Origin of the sequence: Veillonella sp. ICM51a (assembly GCF_000524355.1) — a bacterium.
In the GTDB taxonomy this organism is placed as follows: Bacteria; Bacillota; Negativicutes; order Veillonellales; family Veillonellaceae; genus Veillonella; species Veillonella atypica.
On sequence record NZ_JAPX01000009.1, the window covers coordinates 1 to 15,764 of the forward strand.

31 protein-coding genes are annotated in these 15,764 nt (G+C 41.4%); all 31 read left to right on the forward strand.

Annotated features, from left to right (window positions below):
* Positions 1-3: 3 nt before the first annotated feature.
* Positions 4-1,191, forward strand: coding sequence for an elongation factor Tu (gene tuf / locus HMPREF1504_RS01015; protein ID WP_005377009.1), 1,188 nt, complete (start codon positions 4-6; stop codon positions 1,189-1,191).
* A 182-nt stretch (positions 1,192-1,373) separates the two neighbouring features.
* Positions 1,374-1,685: a 30S ribosomal protein S10 gene (gene rpsJ, locus HMPREF1504_RS01020; RefSeq protein ID WP_004695100.1), complete on the forward strand. Its 312-nt coding sequence runs from the start codon at positions 1,374-1,376 to the stop codon at positions 1,683-1,685.
* 12 nt (positions 1,686-1,697) lie between these two features.
* Positions 1,698-2,339: a 50S ribosomal protein L3 gene (rplC, locus tag HMPREF1504_RS01025; RefSeq protein WP_005377130.1), complete on the forward strand. Its 642-nt coding sequence runs from the start codon at positions 1,698-1,700 to the stop codon at positions 2,337-2,339.
* A gap of 26 nt (positions 2,340-2,365) precedes the next feature.
* Complete coding sequence (rplD, locus tag HMPREF1504_RS01030) at positions 2,366-2,989, forward strand: 50S ribosomal protein L4 (protein WP_005377066.1); 624 nt, start codon at positions 2,366-2,368, stop codon at positions 2,987-2,989.
* Positions 2,989-3,273, forward strand: coding sequence for a 50S ribosomal protein L23 (gene rplW / locus HMPREF1504_RS01035; protein WP_005376990.1), 285 nt, complete (start codon positions 2,989-2,991; stop codon positions 3,271-3,273). Before rplD ends, rplW begins: the two co-directional genes overlap by 1 nt.
* 26 nt (positions 3,274-3,299) lie before the next feature.
* Complete coding sequence (rplB, locus tag HMPREF1504_RS01040) at positions 3,300-4,130, forward strand: 50S ribosomal protein L2 (protein WP_005377128.1); 831 nt, start codon at positions 3,300-3,302, stop codon at positions 4,128-4,130.
* A gap of 23 nt (positions 4,131-4,153) precedes the next feature.
* Positions 4,154-4,435, forward strand: a complete 282-nt coding sequence (gene rpsS / locus HMPREF1504_RS01045; protein WP_005377144.1) for a 30S ribosomal protein S19 — start codon at positions 4,154-4,156, stop codon at positions 4,433-4,435.
* 12 nt (positions 4,436-4,447) lie between these two features.
* On the forward strand, positions 4,448-4,783 hold the full coding sequence (gene rplV / locus HMPREF1504_RS01050) for a 50S ribosomal protein L22 (protein ID WP_004695112.1): 336 nt from the start codon (positions 4,448-4,450) through the stop codon (positions 4,781-4,783).
* Positions 4,784-4,799: 16 nt separating this feature from the next.
* On the forward strand, positions 4,800-5,465 hold the full coding sequence (rpsC, locus tag HMPREF1504_RS01055; RefSeq protein ID WP_005377155.1) for a 30S ribosomal protein S3: 666 nt from the start codon (positions 4,800-4,802) through the stop codon (positions 5,463-5,465).
* The gene (gene rplP, locus HMPREF1504_RS01060) at positions 5,465-5,902 is read left to right on the forward strand and encodes a 50S ribosomal protein L16 (RefSeq protein ID WP_005377168.1); all 438 of its coding nucleotides are present in this window, start codon (positions 5,465-5,467) and stop codon (positions 5,900-5,902) included. The genes rpsC and rplP overlap by 1 nt, the downstream gene beginning before the upstream one ends.
* The gene (gene rpmC / locus HMPREF1504_RS01065; protein WP_004695115.1) at positions 5,892-6,095 is read left to right on the forward strand and encodes a 50S ribosomal protein L29; all 204 of its coding nucleotides are present in this window, start codon (positions 5,892-5,894) and stop codon (positions 6,093-6,095) included. The genes rplP and rpmC overlap by 11 nt, the downstream gene beginning before the upstream one ends.
* Positions 6,096-6,134: 39 nt before the next feature.
* Positions 6,135-6,395, forward strand: a complete 261-nt coding sequence (gene rpsQ / locus HMPREF1504_RS01070; protein WP_005377034.1) for a 30S ribosomal protein S17 — start codon at positions 6,135-6,137, stop codon at positions 6,393-6,395.
* A gap of 24 nt (positions 6,396-6,419) precedes the next feature.
* Positions 6,420-6,788: a 50S ribosomal protein L14 gene (rplN, locus tag HMPREF1504_RS01075; protein WP_005376994.1), complete on the forward strand. Its 369-nt coding sequence runs from the start codon at positions 6,420-6,422 to the stop codon at positions 6,786-6,788.
* 18 nt (positions 6,789-6,806) lie between these two features.
* Positions 6,807-7,127 carry a 50S ribosomal protein L24 gene (rplX, locus tag HMPREF1504_RS01080; RefSeq protein ID WP_004695118.1) on the forward strand — a complete coding sequence of 107 codons (321 nt, stop codon included), beginning with the start codon at positions 6,807-6,809 and terminating at the stop codon, positions 7,125-7,127.
* A gap of 23 nt (positions 7,128-7,150) precedes the next feature.
* Positions 7,151-7,690 carry a 50S ribosomal protein L5 gene (gene rplE / locus HMPREF1504_RS01085; RefSeq protein WP_005377127.1) on the forward strand — a complete coding sequence of 180 codons (540 nt, stop codon included), beginning with the start codon at positions 7,151-7,153 and terminating at the stop codon, positions 7,688-7,690.
* A 16-nt stretch (positions 7,691-7,706) separates the two neighbouring features.
* Entirely contained in the window at positions 7,707-7,976 is a 270-nt protein-coding gene (rpsN, locus tag HMPREF1504_RS01090) for a 30S ribosomal protein S14 (RefSeq protein ID WP_005377140.1), read from the forward strand.
* Between the two features lie 27 nt (positions 7,977-8,003).
* A complete protein-coding gene (gene rpsH / locus HMPREF1504_RS01095; RefSeq protein ID WP_005377044.1) occupies positions 8,004-8,390 on the forward strand; it encodes a 30S ribosomal protein S8 in 387 nt (128 codons plus the stop codon).
* A 24-nt stretch (positions 8,391-8,414) separates the two neighbouring features.
* Entirely contained in the window at positions 8,415-8,960 is a 546-nt protein-coding gene (gene rplF, locus HMPREF1504_RS01100; RefSeq protein ID WP_005377036.1) for a 50S ribosomal protein L6, read from the forward strand.
* Between the two features lie 17 nt (positions 8,961-8,977).
* Positions 8,978-9,358, forward strand: coding sequence for a 50S ribosomal protein L18 (gene rplR, locus HMPREF1504_RS01105; protein WP_005382771.1), 381 nt, complete (start codon positions 8,978-8,980; stop codon positions 9,356-9,358).
* 18 nt (positions 9,359-9,376) lie between these two features.
* Positions 9,377-9,880, forward strand: coding sequence for a 30S ribosomal protein S5 (gene rpsE, locus HMPREF1504_RS01110; RefSeq protein ID WP_005377091.1), 504 nt, complete (start codon positions 9,377-9,379; stop codon positions 9,878-9,880).
* Between the two features lie 14 nt (positions 9,881-9,894).
* Positions 9,895-10,074, forward strand: a complete 180-nt coding sequence (gene rpmD, locus HMPREF1504_RS01115; protein ID WP_005377126.1) for a 50S ribosomal protein L30 — start codon at positions 9,895-9,897, stop codon at positions 10,072-10,074.
* A 22-nt stretch (positions 10,075-10,096) separates the two neighbouring features.
* On the forward strand, positions 10,097-10,540 hold the full coding sequence (gene rplO, locus HMPREF1504_RS01120; protein WP_005381674.1) for a 50S ribosomal protein L15: 444 nt from the start codon (positions 10,097-10,099) through the stop codon (positions 10,538-10,540).
* Between the two features lies 1 nt (position 10,541).
* Positions 10,542-11,804: a preprotein translocase subunit SecY gene (secY, locus tag HMPREF1504_RS01125; protein WP_005377189.1), complete on the forward strand. Its 1,263-nt coding sequence runs from the start codon at positions 10,542-10,544 to the stop codon at positions 11,802-11,804.
* Positions 11,805-11,816: 12 nt separating this feature from the next.
* Entirely contained in the window at positions 11,817-12,380 is a 564-nt protein-coding gene (locus tag HMPREF1504_RS01130; RefSeq protein ID WP_004695145.1) for an adenylate kinase, read from the forward strand.
* Between the two features lie 3 nt (positions 12,381-12,383).
* Entirely contained in the window at positions 12,384-13,154 is a 771-nt protein-coding gene (map, locus tag HMPREF1504_RS01135; protein WP_005377194.1) for a type I methionyl aminopeptidase, read from the forward strand.
* 22 nt (positions 13,155-13,176) lie between these two features.
* Positions 13,177-13,395: a translation initiation factor IF-1 gene (gene infA, locus HMPREF1504_RS01140; RefSeq protein WP_005377071.1), complete on the forward strand. Its 219-nt coding sequence runs from the start codon at positions 13,177-13,179 to the stop codon at positions 13,393-13,395.
* Between the two features lie 26 nt (positions 13,396-13,421).
* The gene (gene rpmJ, locus HMPREF1504_RS01145) at positions 13,422-13,535 is read left to right on the forward strand and encodes a 50S ribosomal protein L36 (RefSeq protein ID WP_004695148.1); all 114 of its coding nucleotides are present in this window, start codon (positions 13,422-13,424) and stop codon (positions 13,533-13,535) included.
* 23 nt (positions 13,536-13,558) lie between these two features.
* Positions 13,559-13,927: a 30S ribosomal protein S13 gene (gene rpsM / locus HMPREF1504_RS01150; RefSeq protein WP_005377185.1), complete on the forward strand. Its 369-nt coding sequence runs from the start codon at positions 13,559-13,561 to the stop codon at positions 13,925-13,927.
* A 19-nt stretch (positions 13,928-13,946) separates the two neighbouring features.
* On the forward strand, positions 13,947-14,336 hold the full coding sequence (gene rpsK / locus HMPREF1504_RS01155; protein WP_004695151.1) for a 30S ribosomal protein S11: 390 nt from the start codon (positions 13,947-13,949) through the stop codon (positions 14,334-14,336).
* 73 nt (positions 14,337-14,409) lie between these two features.
* Positions 14,410-15,408, forward strand: coding sequence for a DNA-directed RNA polymerase subunit alpha (locus tag HMPREF1504_RS01160; RefSeq protein ID WP_005381705.1), 999 nt, complete (start codon positions 14,410-14,412; stop codon positions 15,406-15,408).
* 12 nt (positions 15,409-15,420) lie between these two features.
* Positions 15,421-15,756 (forward strand): 50S ribosomal protein L17, encoded by a 336-nt coding sequence (gene rplQ / locus HMPREF1504_RS01165; protein WP_005377090.1) that lies wholly within the window; start codon positions 15,421-15,423, stop codon positions 15,754-15,756.
* Positions 15,757-15,764: the final 8 nt, after the last annotated feature.

Below are 15,764 nucleotides of genomic sequence, written 5' to 3' on the forward strand. Positions count from 1 at the left end.
AAAATGGCAAAAGAAAAATTTGAACGTACGAAACCGCATGTTAACATTGGTACTATCGGTCACGTTGACCATGGTAAAACTACTTTGACTGCTGCAATCACTAAAGTATTGGCTGAAAAAGGCCAAGCTGATTTCCAAGATTACAGCATGATCGATAAAGCTCCAGAAGAACGTGAACGTGGTATCACAATCAACACTGCACACGTTGAATACGAAACTGAAAACCGTCACTATGCACACGTTGACTGCCCAGGCCATGCTGACTATGTTAAAAACATGATCACTGGTGCGGCTCAAATGGACGGCGCTATCTTGGTATGTTCCGCAGCTGACGGCCCTATGCCTCAAACTCGCGAACACATCTTGTTGGCTCGCCAAGTTGGTGTTCCTGCAATCGTAGTATTCTTGAACAAAGCTGACATGGTTGACGACGAAGAATTGATCGAATTAGTAGAAATGGAAGTTCGTGAACTTCTTTCCTCCTACGAATTCCCTGGCGACGAAGTACCTATCATTGTAGGTTCCGCTTTGAAAGCTTTGGAAGGCGACGCTCAATATGTAGCTAAAATCGACGAATTGATGGCAGCTGTAGATTCCTACATCCCAACTCCAGTTCGTGATACTGACAAACCTTTCTTGATGCCTGTGGAAGACGTATTCACAATCACTGGTCGTGGTACAGTAGCAACTGGCCGTGTTGAACGTGGTCAAGTAAATGTAGGCGACACAGTAGAAGTTGTAGGCTTGAAAGAAAAAGCTGAACAATACGTTGTAACTGGTCTTGAAATGTTCCGCAAAACTTTGGACTCTGCAGTAGCAGGCGACAACGTTGGTGCATTGCTTCGTGGTGTTGACCGTAAAGACATCGAACGTGGTCAAGTATTGGCTAAACCAGGTTCCATCAACCCACATACAAAATTCAAAGCAGAAGTATACGTTTTGACTAAAGAAGAAGGTGGCCGTCATACTCCATTCTTCTCCAACTACCGTCCACAATTCTACTTCCGTACAACAGACGTAACAGGTGTTGTAAACCTTCCTGAAGGTGTAGAAATGTGTATGCCTGGCGATAACGTAACAATGAATATCGAATTGATTACTCCAATCGCTATCGAAGAAGGTCTTCGTTTCGCGATTCGCGAAGGTGGCCATACAGTAGGCGCTGGCGTTGTAACTGAAATCGAAGGTTAATTTAACCTTTTATGCTCATCGTAGTGATGCGTTGGGCACAATATCCACGACATGTAAGAGCGGCATGTTCTGCCGCTCTCGTGTTGTGTTTTCAAACTATGAAGTAGAAGGTTGCCTCTGCGGAGGAGAATTTCTATGGAGCAGTTCATTCACGAAATGGACGACAGGAGGAATTATTAATAATGGCTAAACAGCAAAAAATCCGTATTCGCCTTAAGGCATACGACCACAAAGCTCTCGATCAAAGCGCTGCTAAGATCGTAGACACTGCAAAAAGAAATGGCGCTATGGTATCTGGTCCGATTCCATTGCCAACAGAAAAGAATATCTTCACGATTCTTCGTTCCGTACACGTTAACAAAGATTCCCGTGAACAATTCGAAATGCGTACACATAAACGCTTGATCGATATTCTTGAACCAAATTCGAAAACAGTAGATGCTATCACTCGTTTAGATTTACCAGCTGGTGTATCTATTGAAATAAAACTATAAGGAGGTGCGATAATGTCTAAAGCTATTTTGGGTAAAAAATTAGGAATGACACAAGTCTTCACAGCTGAAGGCCAATTAGTTCCTGTAACAGTAGTGGAAACTACCCCAAGCGTTGTAGTGCGCGTTAAGACTGTTGAAACAGACGGTTATGAAGCAGTACAAATTGGTTACGGTTCCATTAAAGAAAAACATTTAACAAAACCTGTAAAAGGTCAGTTCGACAAAGCTGGCGTAGCTCCAGTTAAATATCTTCGCGAAGTTCGCGTTGACAGTGCAGCTGACTACACAGTAGGCCAAACTCTGGCAGCTGATATCTTCGCAGAAGGTGAATTGGTGGACGTAGTAGGTACAGGTAAAGGTAAGGGTTTTGCTGGCACAATTAAACGCCATAATTTCTCTCGTGGTCCTGAAACTCATGGCTCCAAATCTCACCGTGAACCTGGTTCCATCGGTCCTATGATCTCCGGTGGCGGCGGTAAGGTATACAAAGGTAAAAAACTCCCTGGACAAATGGGTGGTTACAGAGTTACCGTACAACGCTTATCCGTTGTGAAAGTTGATGCTGAACGTAACCTTTTATTGGTTAAAGGTGGTATCCCAGGCGCTAAAGGTAGCTTGGTTATGGTTCGCAACACGGTTAAACCTGTTAAATAATCATTTGTCGAAAGGAGGATTATGTAATGCCTACAGTAGCAACATATAATCAATCCGGCGTTAAAGTCGGTGAAATACAGTTAAACGATGCAGTATTCGGCGTTGAAGTAAACGAAGCCGTTATGCATCAAGCCGTAGTTCGTCAATTGTCTAACGAACGTCTCGGCACACATGCAACAAAAACTAGAGGTATGGTTCGTGGCGGTGGCCGTAAACCTTGGAAACAAAAAGGTACTGGTCGTGCACGTTCCGGTTCCAGCCGTTCCCCAATCTGGATTGGTGGCGGTACTACATTTGGTCCACAACCTCGCAGCTATTACAAAGCTATGCCTCGTAAGGCTAGACGTTTAGCAGTTAAATCTGCTCTTAGCGATAAGGTAAATAATAGCGAATTATACGTTTTGGAAGAAATCACATTAGCAGCTCCTAAAACAAAAGAAGTATTGAATATTATCAATAGCTTCAATGTTGGCGATGCAAAAGTATTGTTCATCACTGAAGGTGATGTAAATGTTGAACGTTCCGCTCGCAACATCCAAGGTGTTAAAGCATTGGCTTGCGAAGGTATGAACATTTTCGATCTTCTTCATTACGATAAGCTCTTCATTACTAAAGGCGCTGTCGCAAAAATTGAGGAGGTACTTGGATAATGCAATTACATGATGTACTAATCCGTCCGGTTATTACCGAAAAATCCACAAAGCTTATGGAAGAAAACAAATACACGTTCCGCGTGCCTTTGACTGCAAATAAAGTGCAAATCCGTCAAGCTGTTGAAAAAATCTTCAATGTAAAAGTAGAAAAAGTAGCTACTATTCGCGTATTAGGCAAAACTAAACGCATGGGTCGTACACAAGGTAAACGTAGCGATTACAAAAAAGCTATCGTAACTTTAAAAGCTGGCGAATCCATTACATTATTTGAAGGTGTCTAAGAGTCTAGTTGTAAGGAGGCCCACTAATGGCAATTAAATCATTTAAACCGTACTCCGCTGGTCGCCGGTTTATGACAGTATCCGCCTTCGACGAAATCACAGCAAGCAAACCAGAAAAATCTTTGTTAGCTAAGATTTCCCAAAAAGGTGGTCGTAATAATACTGGTAAAATGACAGTTCGTCACCAAGGTGGCGGTCATAAACGTCAATACCGTATCATTGACTTCAAACGTACTAAAGATAATATCCCAGCTAAAGTAGCAACAATCGAGTATGATCCTAACCGTTCTTCTCGTATCGCTTTGCTTAACTACGCTGATGGTGAAAAACGTTATATTTTAGCTCCTAACGGCTTAAAAGTTGGTGACGTTGTATTCTCCGGTCCTGAATCTGATATTAAACCTGGTAACTGCTTACCATTGGCTAATATCCCAGACGGTACTCAAATCCACAACATCGAATTAAAAATCGGTAAAGGCGGTCAAATCGTTCGTTCCGCTGGTACATCCGCTCAATTGATGGGTAAAGATAATGGCTATGCTATTCTTCGTTTACCATCTGGCGAAATGCGCCGCGTACGTCAAGAATGCCGTGCAACTGTAGGTGTTGTAGGCAACGCTGAACACAGCAACCTAGTAATTGGTAAAGCTGGTCGTCATCGTTGGATGGGCGTTCGTCCTGGTAACCGTGGTGTTGTAATGAACCCTTGTGACCATCCACATGGTGGTGGTGAAGGTAAATCTCCTGTTGGTCGTAAACATCCTGTTACACCTTGGGGCAAACCAGCACATGGTGTTAAAACTCGCGACAAGAAAAAAGCTTCTAACAGCTTAATCATTAAACGTCGTACAAAATAGGATAAAGGAAAGGAGATAAAATAGTGTCCAGATCTATTAAAAAAGGCCCTTTCGTAGCAGATCATTTGCTTAAGAAAGTTGATGCTTTAAACGAAACTAACGAAAAGAAAGTTGTAAAAACCTGGTCCCGTGCCTCTACTATTATCCCTAGTTTTGTAGGCCACACAATTGCTGTGCATGATGGTCGCAAACATGTACCTGTATTTATTACAGAAGATATGGTAGGTCATAAATTAGGTGAATTCGCTCCTACACGTACTTTCAAAGGTCACGGTAAGGACGAAAAATCTACAGGCAAAAAATAGGAGGAATAATTAATGGAAGCAAAAGCAATCGCTAGACATATCCGAATCGCGCCTCGTAAAATCCGTATCGTTGCTGATTTAGTGCGCGGTAAAAACATCGGCGAGGCATTTGCCATCTTGAAGTTCACTCCGAAAGTTGGCGCTGATGTAGTCGAAAAAGTTATGCGTTCCGCAATCGCAAATGCAGAACACAATTTTGATATGAATGTGGATAACTTATATGTATCCGAGATCTTCGTTGATCAAGGTCCTACATTGAAACGTATTCATCCTCGTTCCCGTGGACAAGCTTTCAAAATTTTGAAACGCACTAGCCACGTAACAGTAGTAGTTAAAGAAAGAGCTTAAGAAGGAGGGAAACAGAGTGGGTCAAAAAGTTAATCCACACGGTTTGCGTGTCGGTATCGTAAAAGATTGGGACGCAAAGTGGTATGCAGAAAAAGATTTCGCTGCTAATCTTCATGAAGACGTAAAAATTCGTAACTTCTTGAAAGAAACCCTTTTCATTGCTGGTATTTCCCGCATTGAAATCGAGCGTACAAATAAACGTATTAAATTGACTATCCACACTGCAAAACCAGGTATGGTTATCGGTCGTGGTGGTGCTGGTATCGAAGATATCAAAAAAGCAATGACTCGTTTCACTGATAAACAAGTTGACGTAAACATTGCAGAAATTAAACAAGCAGACATGGATGCAGTTCTTGTTGCAGAAAATATTGCTGGCCAATTGGAACGTCGTATCGGTTTCCGCCGTGCAATGAAACAAGCTGTTGGTCGTACAATGCGCTTAGGTGCAAAAGGTATCAAAATCATGGTTAGCGGTCGTCTTGGTGGCGCTGAAATCGCTCGTAGCGAATCCTACCGTGAAGGTTCCATTCCATTGCATACACTTCGTGCAAATATCGACTACGGTACTGCTGAAGCTCATACAACTTATGGTTGTATCGGCATTAAAGTATGGATTTACAAAGGTGAAGTTTTGCCAGAAGCAAAACAACCTGCTAAGAAGGAAGAAGGTGGCAAGTAATGCTTATTCCAAAGCGTGTAAAACATCGTAAGCAATTCCGCGGCCGTATGAAAGGTCGTGCTATGCGCGGTAATACAGTGTCTCATGGTGAGTTCGGCTTGGTAGCATGCGAACCATCTTGGATCACAAACCGTCAAATCGAAGCTGCTCGTATTGCTATGACTCGTTATATCAAACGTGGCGGTCAAGTATGGATTAAAATTTTCCCTGACAAACCAATCACAGCTAAACCAGCTGGTACTCGTATGGGTTCCGGTAAAGGTTCTCCTGAATACTGGGTAGCAGTAGTTAAACCAGGTCGTGTAATGTTTGAAATGGACGGTGTGCCAGAAGCTGTAGCTCGTGAAGCTATGCGTCTTGCAAGCCATAAACTTCCAATCAAATGCAAATTTGTTGTTAAGGGTAAAGAATTGGGTGGTGACGTAAATGAAGGTTAATGACATTCGCAATATGAGCGCTGCCGAAATGGAACAAAAAGTTTCCGGTCTTAAGGAAGAGTTATTTAACCTCCGTTTTCAGCTTGCAACAGGTCAATTAGAGAATCCTATGCGCATTCGTGAAGTTAAGAAGACAATCGCTCGTATTAAAACTGTACAACGTGAAGTTGAACTTAAATCTGAAAACGCATAATGACAGATTTGTTAAAGTTTGAAAAGGAGGCTTAAAATCGTGGCAGAAGAAAGAAACGTACGTAAAGTCCGCGTAGGTAAAGTTGTTAGCAACAAAATGGAAAAAACTGTTGTTGTTGCTGTAGAACGTAAAGTACCTCACGCATTATATAATAAGCCAATGGTTAGCAATAAACGCTTTAAAGCTCATGATGAAAATAATGAGTGCCGCATTGGTGATACAGTTAAAATTGTAGAAACTCGTCCACTTTCTAAAGATAAATGTTGGAGAGTTGTTGAAATTCTTGAAAGACAAAAATAAGAGTGATGTAAGGAGGAATAGACGATGATCCAGCAACAAACAATTTTGAATGTTGCCGACAACACTGGTGCAAAACGTATTATGTGCATCCAAGTCATGGGCGGTTCTTATCGCAAATTCGGCAATATCGGTGACGTAATCGTTGCTTCTGTAAAAGATGCATCACCCGGTGGCGTTGTCAAGAAAGGCGACGTAGTCAAAGCTGTTATTGTTCGTTCTAAAAAAGGTATCCGCCGTCAAGACGGTTCCTATATCCGTTTTGATGAAAACGCAGCAGTAGTTATTAAAGAAGATAAAACCCCTCGTGGTACTCGTATCTTCGGACCTGTAGCTAGAGAACTTCGTGAAAAAGACTTCATGAAAATCGTTTCCTTAGCTCCAGAAGTATTATAAGAAGGAGGAACGCAGCATATGGCTAAATTACAAATCAAAAAAGGCGATACAGTTGTTGTTATCTCCGGTAAAGATAAAGGTAAGCAAGGTACAGTAATTGCTACTGAACCTAAAAAAGAACGCGTATTTGTTGAAGGCGTAAACACTGTAAAACGTCACACAAAACCTTCTCAAGCTAACCCACAAGGCGGCATCGTTACTAAAGAAGCTGGTATCCATGTTTCTAACGTAATGGTTGTTGACCCAGAAACCAAAACAGCTACTCGTATCAAAAAAGTTGAAGGTAAAGACGGTAAATTCGTTCGTGCAACTGTTAAATCCGGTACAGTACTTAAATAATCAGGAAAGGAGGAGCTACATAAATGTCTCGTTTATTTGAACAATACAACTCTGAAATTAAAAAGAGTATGCAAGAAAAATTCCAATACGGCAACGTAATGGAAATTCCTAAATTGGAAAAAATCGTTATCAACATCGGCGTTGGCGATGCTGTAGGCAATGCAAAAGCTTTAGAAGCTGCAGTTAATGACTTAACAATTATTGCTGGTCAAAAACCTGTAATCACAAAAGCTAAAAAATCTATTGCGAACTTTAAAGTTCGTGAAGGCATGGCGTTGGGTACAAAAGTTACTCTTCGTGGCGAACGCATGTATGAATTCCTTGATAAATTGATCAATGCGGCATTACCTCGTGTACGTGACTTCCGCGGTATCAGCGCAACTGCATTTGATGGCCGTGGTAACTACGCTTTGGGTCTTAAAGAACAGCTCATCTTCCCTGAAATCGAATATGATCAGGTAGAACGCGTTACTGGTATGGATATCATCGTAGTAACAAGTGCTAAAACAGATGAAGAAGCTCGTGAATTGTTGACTCAATTCGGTATGCCTTTTGAAAAATAATAGGAGGAACATATAGATGGCTAAAAAATCTATGATTGAACGCGAAAAGAAACGCGCTAAAATCGTTGAAAAATATGCAGCTAAACGTGCGGCGCTTAAAGCAGCAGGTGATTATGAAGGCTTGTCCAAATTACCAGCTAATGCATCCCCAACACGTTTGCACAATCGTTGCAACTTAACTGGTCGTCCTCACGGCTATATGCGTAAATTCGGTATCAGCCGTATTGCGTTCCGTGAATTGGCGTACAAAGGACAAATTCCTGGTGTTAAAAAAGCCAGCTGGTAATATTAGACGAGAGGAGGTTTTTAGATTATGGTAATGACCGATCCTATCGCGGATATGCTTACGCGCATCCGTAATGCAAATGCTGCACTTCACGAAACGGTAAACATTCCTGCATCTAGAATGAAAGCAGCAGTTCTTGAAATCCTTTTACAAGAAGGTTTCGTAAAGAACGTTGAAAAAGAAGAAAACACTTTAAAAGTAACTTTGAAATATGGTTCCAATAACGAAAAAGTTATTACAGGAATTAAACGTATTTCCAAACCAGGTTTACGTGTTTACGCGAAAAAGGAAGAACTTCCTCGTGTACTTGGTGGTTTGGGTATCGCAGTTATTTCTACATCCAAAGGCGTTATGAGCGACAAACAAGCTCGTAAAGAAGGTCTTGGTGGCGAAGTAATCGCATACGTTTGGTAATAGTAGCAATAGGAGGTAGAAATAATGTCACGTATCGGTAGAATGCCTATCGAGATTCCTGCAGGCGTTACTGTTACATATGATAACCATCATATGAACGTAAAAGGTCCTAAAGGTGAATTATCTCGCGATTTGCATCCAGATATGATCATCACTGTAGAAGGTAACACAATCACAGTAGCTCGTCCTTCCGAAGATAAAGCTCATCGTGCCCTTCACGGTTTGACTCGCGCTCTTGTTGCTAATATGGTAACAGGCGTAGCAGAAGGATTTACAAAAACTCTTGAAATCAACGGTGTTGGTTACAGAGCGGCTAAACAAGGCAATAAATTGGCTCTTACACTTGGCTTCTCTCATCCGGTAGAGATGGAAGCTCCAGCTGGTATTACAATTGAAGTTCCAGCTCCTAACAAAATCGTTGTGTCTGGTGCAGACAAAGAAGTTGTAGGTGCAGTAGCAGCTGATATCCGTAAATGGAGAAAACCTGAACCTTACAAAGGTAAAGGTATCCGCTATGAAGGCGAAGTTGTTCGTCGTAAAGCTGGTAAAGCTGGTGCAAAAGGTAAATAGTAATATCATCTATATGAATGAAAGGAGTGAATATCTTGCCTCGTAAATCTAGTAGAAACATCGCTCGAGCAAAACGTCATCTTCGTATTCGCCGCCATATTTCTGGTACGGCAACTTGTCCACGTTTGAACGTATATCGCAGCTTGAGCAACATTTACGCTCAAGTTATCGATGACGTAGCAGGTACAACATTAGTAGCTGCTAGCTCTTTAGATAAAGATTTAAACTTATCCTATGGTGGTAACATTGCTGCTGCTAAAGCTGTTGGTGAAGCAGTTGCTAAAAAAGCTATCGCTAAAGGTATTGACACTGTAGTGTTTGACCGTGGTGGTTACATTTATCATGGTCGCGTAGCAGCACTTGCAGAAGGTGCTCGTGAAGCAGGCTTAAAATTCTAAGAAGGAGGAACTATAGACATGGCGAGAATTGACTACACCAGTCTTGATCTTAAAGAAAGAGTAGTATTCATCAACCGCGTAGCCAAAGTAGTTAAAGGCGGTCGTCGTTTTTCCTTCAGCGCACTTGTAGTTGTTGGTGATGGCAACGGTTATGTAGGCGTTGGCTTAGGTAAAGCTGCGGAAGTACCTGAAGCTATCCGCAAAGGTATCGATGATGCTAAGAAAAATATCGTAAACGTAGCAGTTAAAAATGGTACAATCCCTCACAGCGTAACAGGCGTATTCGGCGCAGGCCGCGTATTCTTGAAACCAGCTGCTGAAGGTACTGGCGTTATCGCTGGTGGCCCTGTTCGTGCCGTATTGGAATTGGTTGGTGTTCGTAACATCTTAACTAAATCTTTGGGCTCTTCTAACCCTAACAATATGGTTCGTGCTACAATTGAAGGTTTGAAAGATTTGAAACGTGCTAGCGAAGTTGCTGAACTTCGCGGTAAATCCGTTGAAGAAATCTATAACGCGTAATAAGGAGACAAGAAATGGCACAAGTTAAAGTAACATTAACAAGAAGCTTAATCGGTCGTCCTGAAGATCAACGCGCGACAGTTAAAGCTTTGGGCTTGAAAAAAACTAATTCTCAAGTCGTAAAAGAAGTAACACCTCAAATTCAAGGTATGCTTCACAAAGTTAGACATTTAGTAAAAGTTGAAGAAGTTTAATACTGATAAGGAGGTGCACTGAATGAAACTTCATGAATTACAACCAGCAGCTGGTTCCAAAAAAACTCGTACTCGTGTAGGCCGTGGTTTAGGTTCTGGCTTGGGTAAAACATCTGGTCGTGGTCAAAAAGGTCAAAACTCCCGTTCTGGCGGTGGCGTTCGCTCCGGTTTTGAAGGCGGCCAAATGCCTCTTTATCGTCGTTTACCAAAACGTGGTTTCAACAACGTTTTTGCTAAACAATATGCTGAAGTTAACGTAGAACAATTGAACCGTTTTGAAGACGGTGCAACAGTTGATCCAGTAGCTCTTATTGAAGCTGGTATTTTGAAAAACGTACGCGATGGCATCCGCATCTTAGGTAATGGTTCTTTGGAAACTAAAAACCTAACTGTTATTGCTAACGGCTTCACAAAATCTGCTGAAGAAAAAATCACAGCAGCAGGCGGAAAAGTAGAGGTGATCTAGTTTGCTAGATAGCCTCTCAAACATCTTTAAGATTACCGAGTTGCGTAATAAGATTTTGTACACATTGATGATGTTTGCCGTGTTTAGAGCCGGCATTCACATCCCCGTACCTGGTGTAGATGCATCTGTAATTGAATCTTTGTTTACATCCGGTAACCTATTCGGTCTATTAGACTTGTTTGCTGGTGGTGCGCTAAGTAAGTTCTCTATCTTTGCAATGAGTATTACACCTTACATTAATGCTTCCATCATCATGCAACTACTTCAAGCTGTAGTTCCACAGTTTGAAGCGTGGAGTAAAGATGGTGAAGAGGGCCGTAAAAAAATTGCGAAGGTAACTCGTTATGGTACGGTTGTTTTAGGTTTTGTCCAAGCCTTTGGCATGGCGTTTGCATTACGTGCAAATTCCGCTCTCGTAAATAATGATATCCTTAGTGTATTTGTTGTAGCTATCATCCTAACAGCAGGCACATGCTTGTTGATGTGGATTGGCGAACAAATCACAGCATATGGCATTGGTAATGGTATTTCCTTGATTATCTTTGCTGGTATCGTAGCTCGTTTACCAGATGGTCTTCAAACCATTTACCAATATATACAAACTGGAACAATTAACATGTTCCAAGCATTCTTATTTGCTGTAATTGCAATTGCAATGATTGCTGTTGTAGTAGCAGTTACGCAAGGCCAACGTCGTATTCCGATTCAATATGCTAAACGCGTAGTTGGTCGTAAAATGTACGGTGGTCACTCTACATTCTTGCCGTTGAAAGTCAATCAGGCAGGTGTAATTCCAATTATCTTTGCGTCATCTGTGTTGATGTTCCCTGTAACGATTGCGCAATTTATTGAAAACGATTTCGTTCATAAAATTGCGGATTTATTCACATGGGGAACGCCGTTACAAACGGCATTGTATGCAATATTGATTTTTATCTTTACATACTTCTATACTGCAATCTCTATCAACATTACAGATATGGCAGATAATATGAAAAAATACGGTGGTTTTATCCCTGGTATTCGTGCGGGTAAACCTACTGCTGATTATGTGGATAACGTGATGACCAAGATTACATTGGCTGGTGCTGTATTCTTAGCTATCGTCGCTATCATACCGAATTTCCTCGGTACGATTACAGGCGTGCAAGGCGTATACTTTGGTGGTACAGCTCTCTTGATCGTTGTAGGTGTAGCACTTGATACAATGCAACAAATTGAGTCACTTATGGTAACACGCCACTATAAGGGCTTTGTAAAATAGGAGGGAAACAGAATGTATATTTTATTAATGGGACCTCCTGGTGCTGGTAAAGGCACACAGGCAGCTCGACTTATTGAAAAATACGGTATTCCCCAAATTTCAACAGGTGATATGTTCCGCGCTGCGATTAAGAACGAAACACCTCTTGGAGTTGAGGCTAAGAAATATATCGATGCTGGTCAATTGGTACCAGACAGTGTAACTGTTGGTATCGTACGTGATCGCTTGGTTAAAGATGACTGCAAATCTGGATTTATTCTTGATGGATTCCCAAGAACTACAGCGCAAGCTGTATCCTTGGATGCAATCTTAAAAGAATTAGGAATTTCTTTGGACGCTGTGCTTAACTTAAATGTTCCTTCTGAAGAACTTGTTAAACGCATTAGTGAACGAGCAGTTCTTGAAAATCGTGCTGATGATAACCCTGAAACAGTACAGAAACGTCTAGCTGTGTACGAAGAATCTACTAAACCATTAATTGATTACTATCGTAATAGCGGTTTGTATCAAGAAATTAATGGTTTACAAGATGTAGACGCAGTATTTGCTGACATCATTAAGGCTTTGGAGAAATAATCCATGATTATTTTGAAATCTGCCCATGAAATTGAATGTATCCGCAAGGCAAGCAAGCTTACAGCAGACACGTTGTCCTTGTTAGTAGAAAAGGCTAAACCTGGCATCACGACGCTTGAGTTAGATACAATTGCCGAAGAATATATTCGCAGCCACGGTGGTATACCAAGTTGTAAAGGGTACTATGGGTTCCCTGCTACAATCTGTGCTTCTATCAATGAAGAAGTTGTTCATGGTATTCCGAGCGCTAAGCGTAAGCTTAAAAACGGTGATGTCCTCAGTATTGATCTTGTAGCATCTATTGATGGATATCACGGCGATTCGGCTGTGACAATTCCAATTGGTCATGTCAAACCAGATGTGATGAAATTGTTAAAAGTAACAGAGGAAAGTCTGTTCAAGGGAATCGAACAAGTGAAAGTTGGTAACCATATCGGTGCTATCGGTCACGCTGTTCAAACGTATTGTGAGAAACATGGTTACGGTGTCGTTCGCGACTTCGTTGGTCATGGTTTAGGCCGTGAAATGCATGAAGATCCACAAATTCCAAACTATGGTAATCCGGACCACGGTCCTGTGATGAAACCAGGTATGGTATTGTGTATTGAACCAATGATTACATTAGGTTCTTATAAAGTTCGTGTGTTGGGTGATGACTGGACGGCAGTTACCATTGATGGTAAACCAGCTGCTCATTTCGAACATACAGTGGTTGTTACAGAAAACGGCCCTGAAATATTAACCATGCGTGATGAACCGCGGTTAATTAAATAAACAGGTAACCGGAGGAAAAAATATGTCAAAAGAAGACGTTATTGAGGTGGAAGGTACGGTAGTAGAAGCATTACCTAATGCTATGTTCCAAGTAGAATTGGAAAATGGTCATGTGGTATTAGCTCACGTGTCAGGTAAAATGCGTATGAATTTTATCCGTATTCTTCCTGGTGATAAAGTTACTATGGAACTGACACCATATGACTTAAATCGTGGTCGCATCACCTATCGCTTTAAATAAGCATAGGGTCCACAAAGGAGGTACTAATGAAGGTTCAACCATCAGTTAAAAAGATATGCGAAAAATGTAAAATCATTAAACGCAAAGGCCGCGTAATGGTTATTTGCGAAAATCCAAAACATAAACAAAAACAAGGATAATCTGATAGGAGGTGGAGATTTAAATGGCACGTATCGCCGGTGTAGATTTACCTCGTGATAAACGAGTGGAAATTGGTTTAACTTATATTTATGGTATTGGTCCTACTTTAGCAGACGAAATTCTAGCTAAAACTGGTATCAATCCTGACACACGTGTTCGCGATCTTTCTGAAGATGAAGTAGCGAAAATTCGTGAAGTGTTAGATGCTGATTATAAAGTAGAAGGTGACCTTCGTCGTGAAGAAGCACTTAACATTAAACGCTTGATTGAAATCAACTCCTATCGAGGCAAACGTCATCGTATGGGTTTACCACTTCGTGGTCAACGTACTAAAACGAATGCACGTACTCGCAAAGGTCCTAGAAAAGCAATTGCTGGTAAAAAGAAATAAGATAAAGGAGGGATAAAGCGTGGCTAAAAAAGTTGTTAGAACAAAAAGAAAAGAAAAGAAACATATTGAATCCGGTGCGGCTCATATTCGTTCTACATTCAATAACACTATCGTAACTTTGACAGATACAAACGGTAATGCGTTGTCTTGGGCTTCCGCTGGTGGCTTGGGCTTCCGTGGTTCCCGTAAATCCACTCCATTCGCTGCTCAAATGGCTGCTGAACAAGCTGCTAAAGCTGCAATGGAACATGGTCTTCGCACTGTTGAAGTATTTGTAAAAGGTCCTGGATCCGGCCGTGAAGCTGCAATCCGTGCTTTACAAGCTGCAGGTCTTGAAGTTACTTCCATTAAAGACGTAACTCCAATTCCTCACAATGGTTGTCGCCCTCCAAAACGCCGTCGTGTATAATATATAGACGGCCGTTTTGACGGCCGTGCTATAATTAAACTAAGAACGTGTGTTATATAGGAGGATGTTCCTGATGAGCGAAGAAAAGAAACTTAAAATCGAGAAAGTGGACATCGCCGAAGGCGGTCGCTATGGTAAATTCGTATGCGAACCATTAGATCGTGGCTATGGTATCACTCTCGGTAATAGCTTGCGCAGAATTTTGCTTTCATCCTTGGATGGGGCAGCTATCACCTCTATCAAAATTGATGGGGTTCTTCATGAATTCTCTACTATTCCTGGTATCCGCGAAGATGTTACGGATATCATCCTTAACTTAAAGCAATTGTGCATTAAGCTTGAAGAAGATGCAGAATGGCCATTGGAAGTTCACTTTGATTTCCAAAAGGATGGTGTATTAACAGCTGCAGATTTGGCTGAACAATTTCCACCAGAAGTAGAAGTATTGAATCCAGAGCTCGTGATTGCGACAATGGATGAAACAGCTCATTTAGTAATGGACGTAGTAATCGAACGTGGTAAGGGCTATGTTCCTTCTACTAAGAATAAAAAGGATACAGATGTTATCGGTTGCATTCCAATTGATTCCATCTTCTCCCCAATTCTTCGTGCTAAATACGAAGTGAGTGATGTTCGCGTAGGTAATGAAATGGACTTCGACAAACTTACATTAGAAGTTTGGACTGATGGTTCCATTACCGCTGCTGATGCAGTGGCAAAATCTGCTGCCATTATGATTGGTTATTTAGGGAACTTCACTAAATTAGCGCACTCTACAAGTGTTGTTGAATTAGACGATCAAAATCTTGAAGGTGATGTAGTTGATCCTACTCCTCAAGATGTTCAAGAAGATGATGGCCCAGCTAAGATTTCCATCGATGAATTGGAACTCTCTGTTCGTGCGTACAACTGCTTGAAACGTGCTGGTATCAACACAATTGCAGATTTGCTAGACAAAACCATTGATGACTTAGGAAAAGTTCGCAACTTAGGTAAAAAATCTATCGACGAAATTGCTGAAAAACTCAGCAACCACCCAGGTGGATTTAATCTTAAGCAAAAAGGCGAATAAGGAGGAAGACGAATGTACAGAAAATTAGGCCGCGATAGCTCCGCTCGTAAAGCGTTGTTCCGTAGCATGTTAACATCTTTCTTCCAATATGAGCGTATCGAAACTACTGAAGCTAAAGCGAAAGAACTTCGCTCTTTGGCTGATCAAATGGTAACTTTGGCTAAACGTGGTGATCTTCATGCACGTCGCCAAGTTCTTGCATACCTCATGGATGAAAGCGTAGTAAAAAAATTGTTTGATACAATTGCTCCAAAATATGCAGACCGTCAAGGTGGTTACACTCGTGTAATCAAAACTGGTCTTCGCAAAGGTGACGCTGCACCTTGCGCTATTATCGAGTTAGTTTAATCAAACTC

Bases quoted from the DNA above. Each gene is read 5' to 3' on its own strand.
- HMPREF1504_RS01160 (WP_005381705.1), top strand. From the start codon at position 14,410: ATGAGCGAAGAAAAGAAACTTAAAATCGAGAAAGTGGACATCGCCGAA.
- rplQ (WP_005377090.1), top strand. From the start codon at position 15,421: ATGTACAGAAAATTAGGCCGCGATAGCTCCGCTCGTAAAGCGTTGTTC.
- rplW (WP_005376990.1), top strand. From the start codon at position 2,989: ATGCAATTACATGATGTACTAATCCGTCCGGTTATTACCGAAAAATCC.
- rpsN (WP_005377140.1), top strand. From the start codon at position 7,707: ATGGCTAAAAAATCTATGATTGAACGCGAAAAGAAACGCGCTAAAATC.
- rpsE (WP_005377091.1), top strand. From the start codon at position 9,377: ATGGCGAGAATTGACTACACCAGTCTTGATCTTAAAGAAAGAGTAGTA.
- rpmD (WP_005377126.1), top strand. From the start codon at position 9,895: ATGGCACAAGTTAAAGTAACATTAACAAGAAGCTTAATCGGTCGTCCT.
- map (WP_005377194.1), top strand. From the start codon at position 12,384: ATGATTATTTTGAAATCTGCCCATGAAATTGAATGTATCCGCAAGGCA.
- rpsJ (WP_004695100.1), top strand. From the start codon at position 1,374: ATGGCTAAACAGCAAAAAATCCGTATTCGCCTTAAGGCATACGACCAC.
- rplB (WP_005377128.1), top strand. From the start codon at position 3,300: ATGGCAATTAAATCATTTAAACCGTACTCCGCTGGTCGCCGGTTTATG.
- tuf (WP_005377009.1), top strand. From the start codon at position 4: ATGGCAAAAGAAAAATTTGAACGTACGAAACCGCATGTTAACATTGGT.
- rplD (WP_005377066.1), top strand. From the start codon at position 2,366: ATGCCTACAGTAGCAACATATAATCAATCCGGCGTTAAAGTCGGTGAA.
- rplX (WP_004695118.1), top strand. From the start codon at position 6,807: ATGGCTAAATTACAAATCAAAAAAGGCGATACAGTTGTTGTTATCTCC.
- rplN (WP_005376994.1), top strand. From the start codon at position 6,420: ATGATCCAGCAACAAACAATTTTGAATGTTGCCGACAACACTGGTGCA.
- rplC (WP_005377130.1), top strand. From the start codon at position 1,698: ATGTCTAAAGCTATTTTGGGTAAAAAATTAGGAATGACACAAGTCTTC.
- rplF (WP_005377036.1), top strand. From the start codon at position 8,415: ATGTCACGTATCGGTAGAATGCCTATCGAGATTCCTGCAGGCGTTACT.
- rpsM (WP_005377185.1), top strand. From the start codon at position 13,559: ATGGCACGTATCGCCGGTGTAGATTTACCTCGTGATAAACGAGTGGAA.
- rplR (WP_005382771.1), top strand. From the start codon at position 8,978: ATGAAAGGAGTGAATATCTTGCCTCGTAAATCTAGTAGAAACATCGCT.
- HMPREF1504_RS01130 (WP_004695145.1), top strand. From the start codon at position 11,817: ATGTATATTTTATTAATGGGACCTCCTGGTGCTGGTAAAGGCACACAG.
- rplE (WP_005377127.1), top strand. From the start codon at position 7,151: ATGTCTCGTTTATTTGAACAATACAACTCTGAAATTAAAAAGAGTATG.
- rplO (WP_005381674.1), top strand. From the start codon at position 10,097: ATGAAACTTCATGAATTACAACCAGCAGCTGGTTCCAAAAAAACTCGT.
- rplP (WP_005377168.1), top strand. From the start codon at position 5,465: ATGCTTATTCCAAAGCGTGTAAAACATCGTAAGCAATTCCGCGGCCGT.
- rpmJ (WP_004695148.1), top strand. From the start codon at position 13,422: ATGAAGGTTCAACCATCAGTTAAAAAGATATGCGAAAAATGTAAAATC.
- infA (WP_005377071.1), top strand. From the start codon at position 13,177: ATGTCAAAAGAAGACGTTATTGAGGTGGAAGGTACGGTAGTAGAAGCA.
- rpsH (WP_005377044.1), top strand. From the start codon at position 8,004: ATGGTAATGACCGATCCTATCGCGGATATGCTTACGCGCATCCGTAAT.
- rplV (WP_004695112.1), top strand. From the start codon at position 4,448: ATGGAAGCAAAAGCAATCGCTAGACATATCCGAATCGCGCCTCGTAAA.
- rpmC (WP_004695115.1), top strand. From the start codon at position 5,892: ATGAAGGTTAATGACATTCGCAATATGAGCGCTGCCGAAATGGAACAA.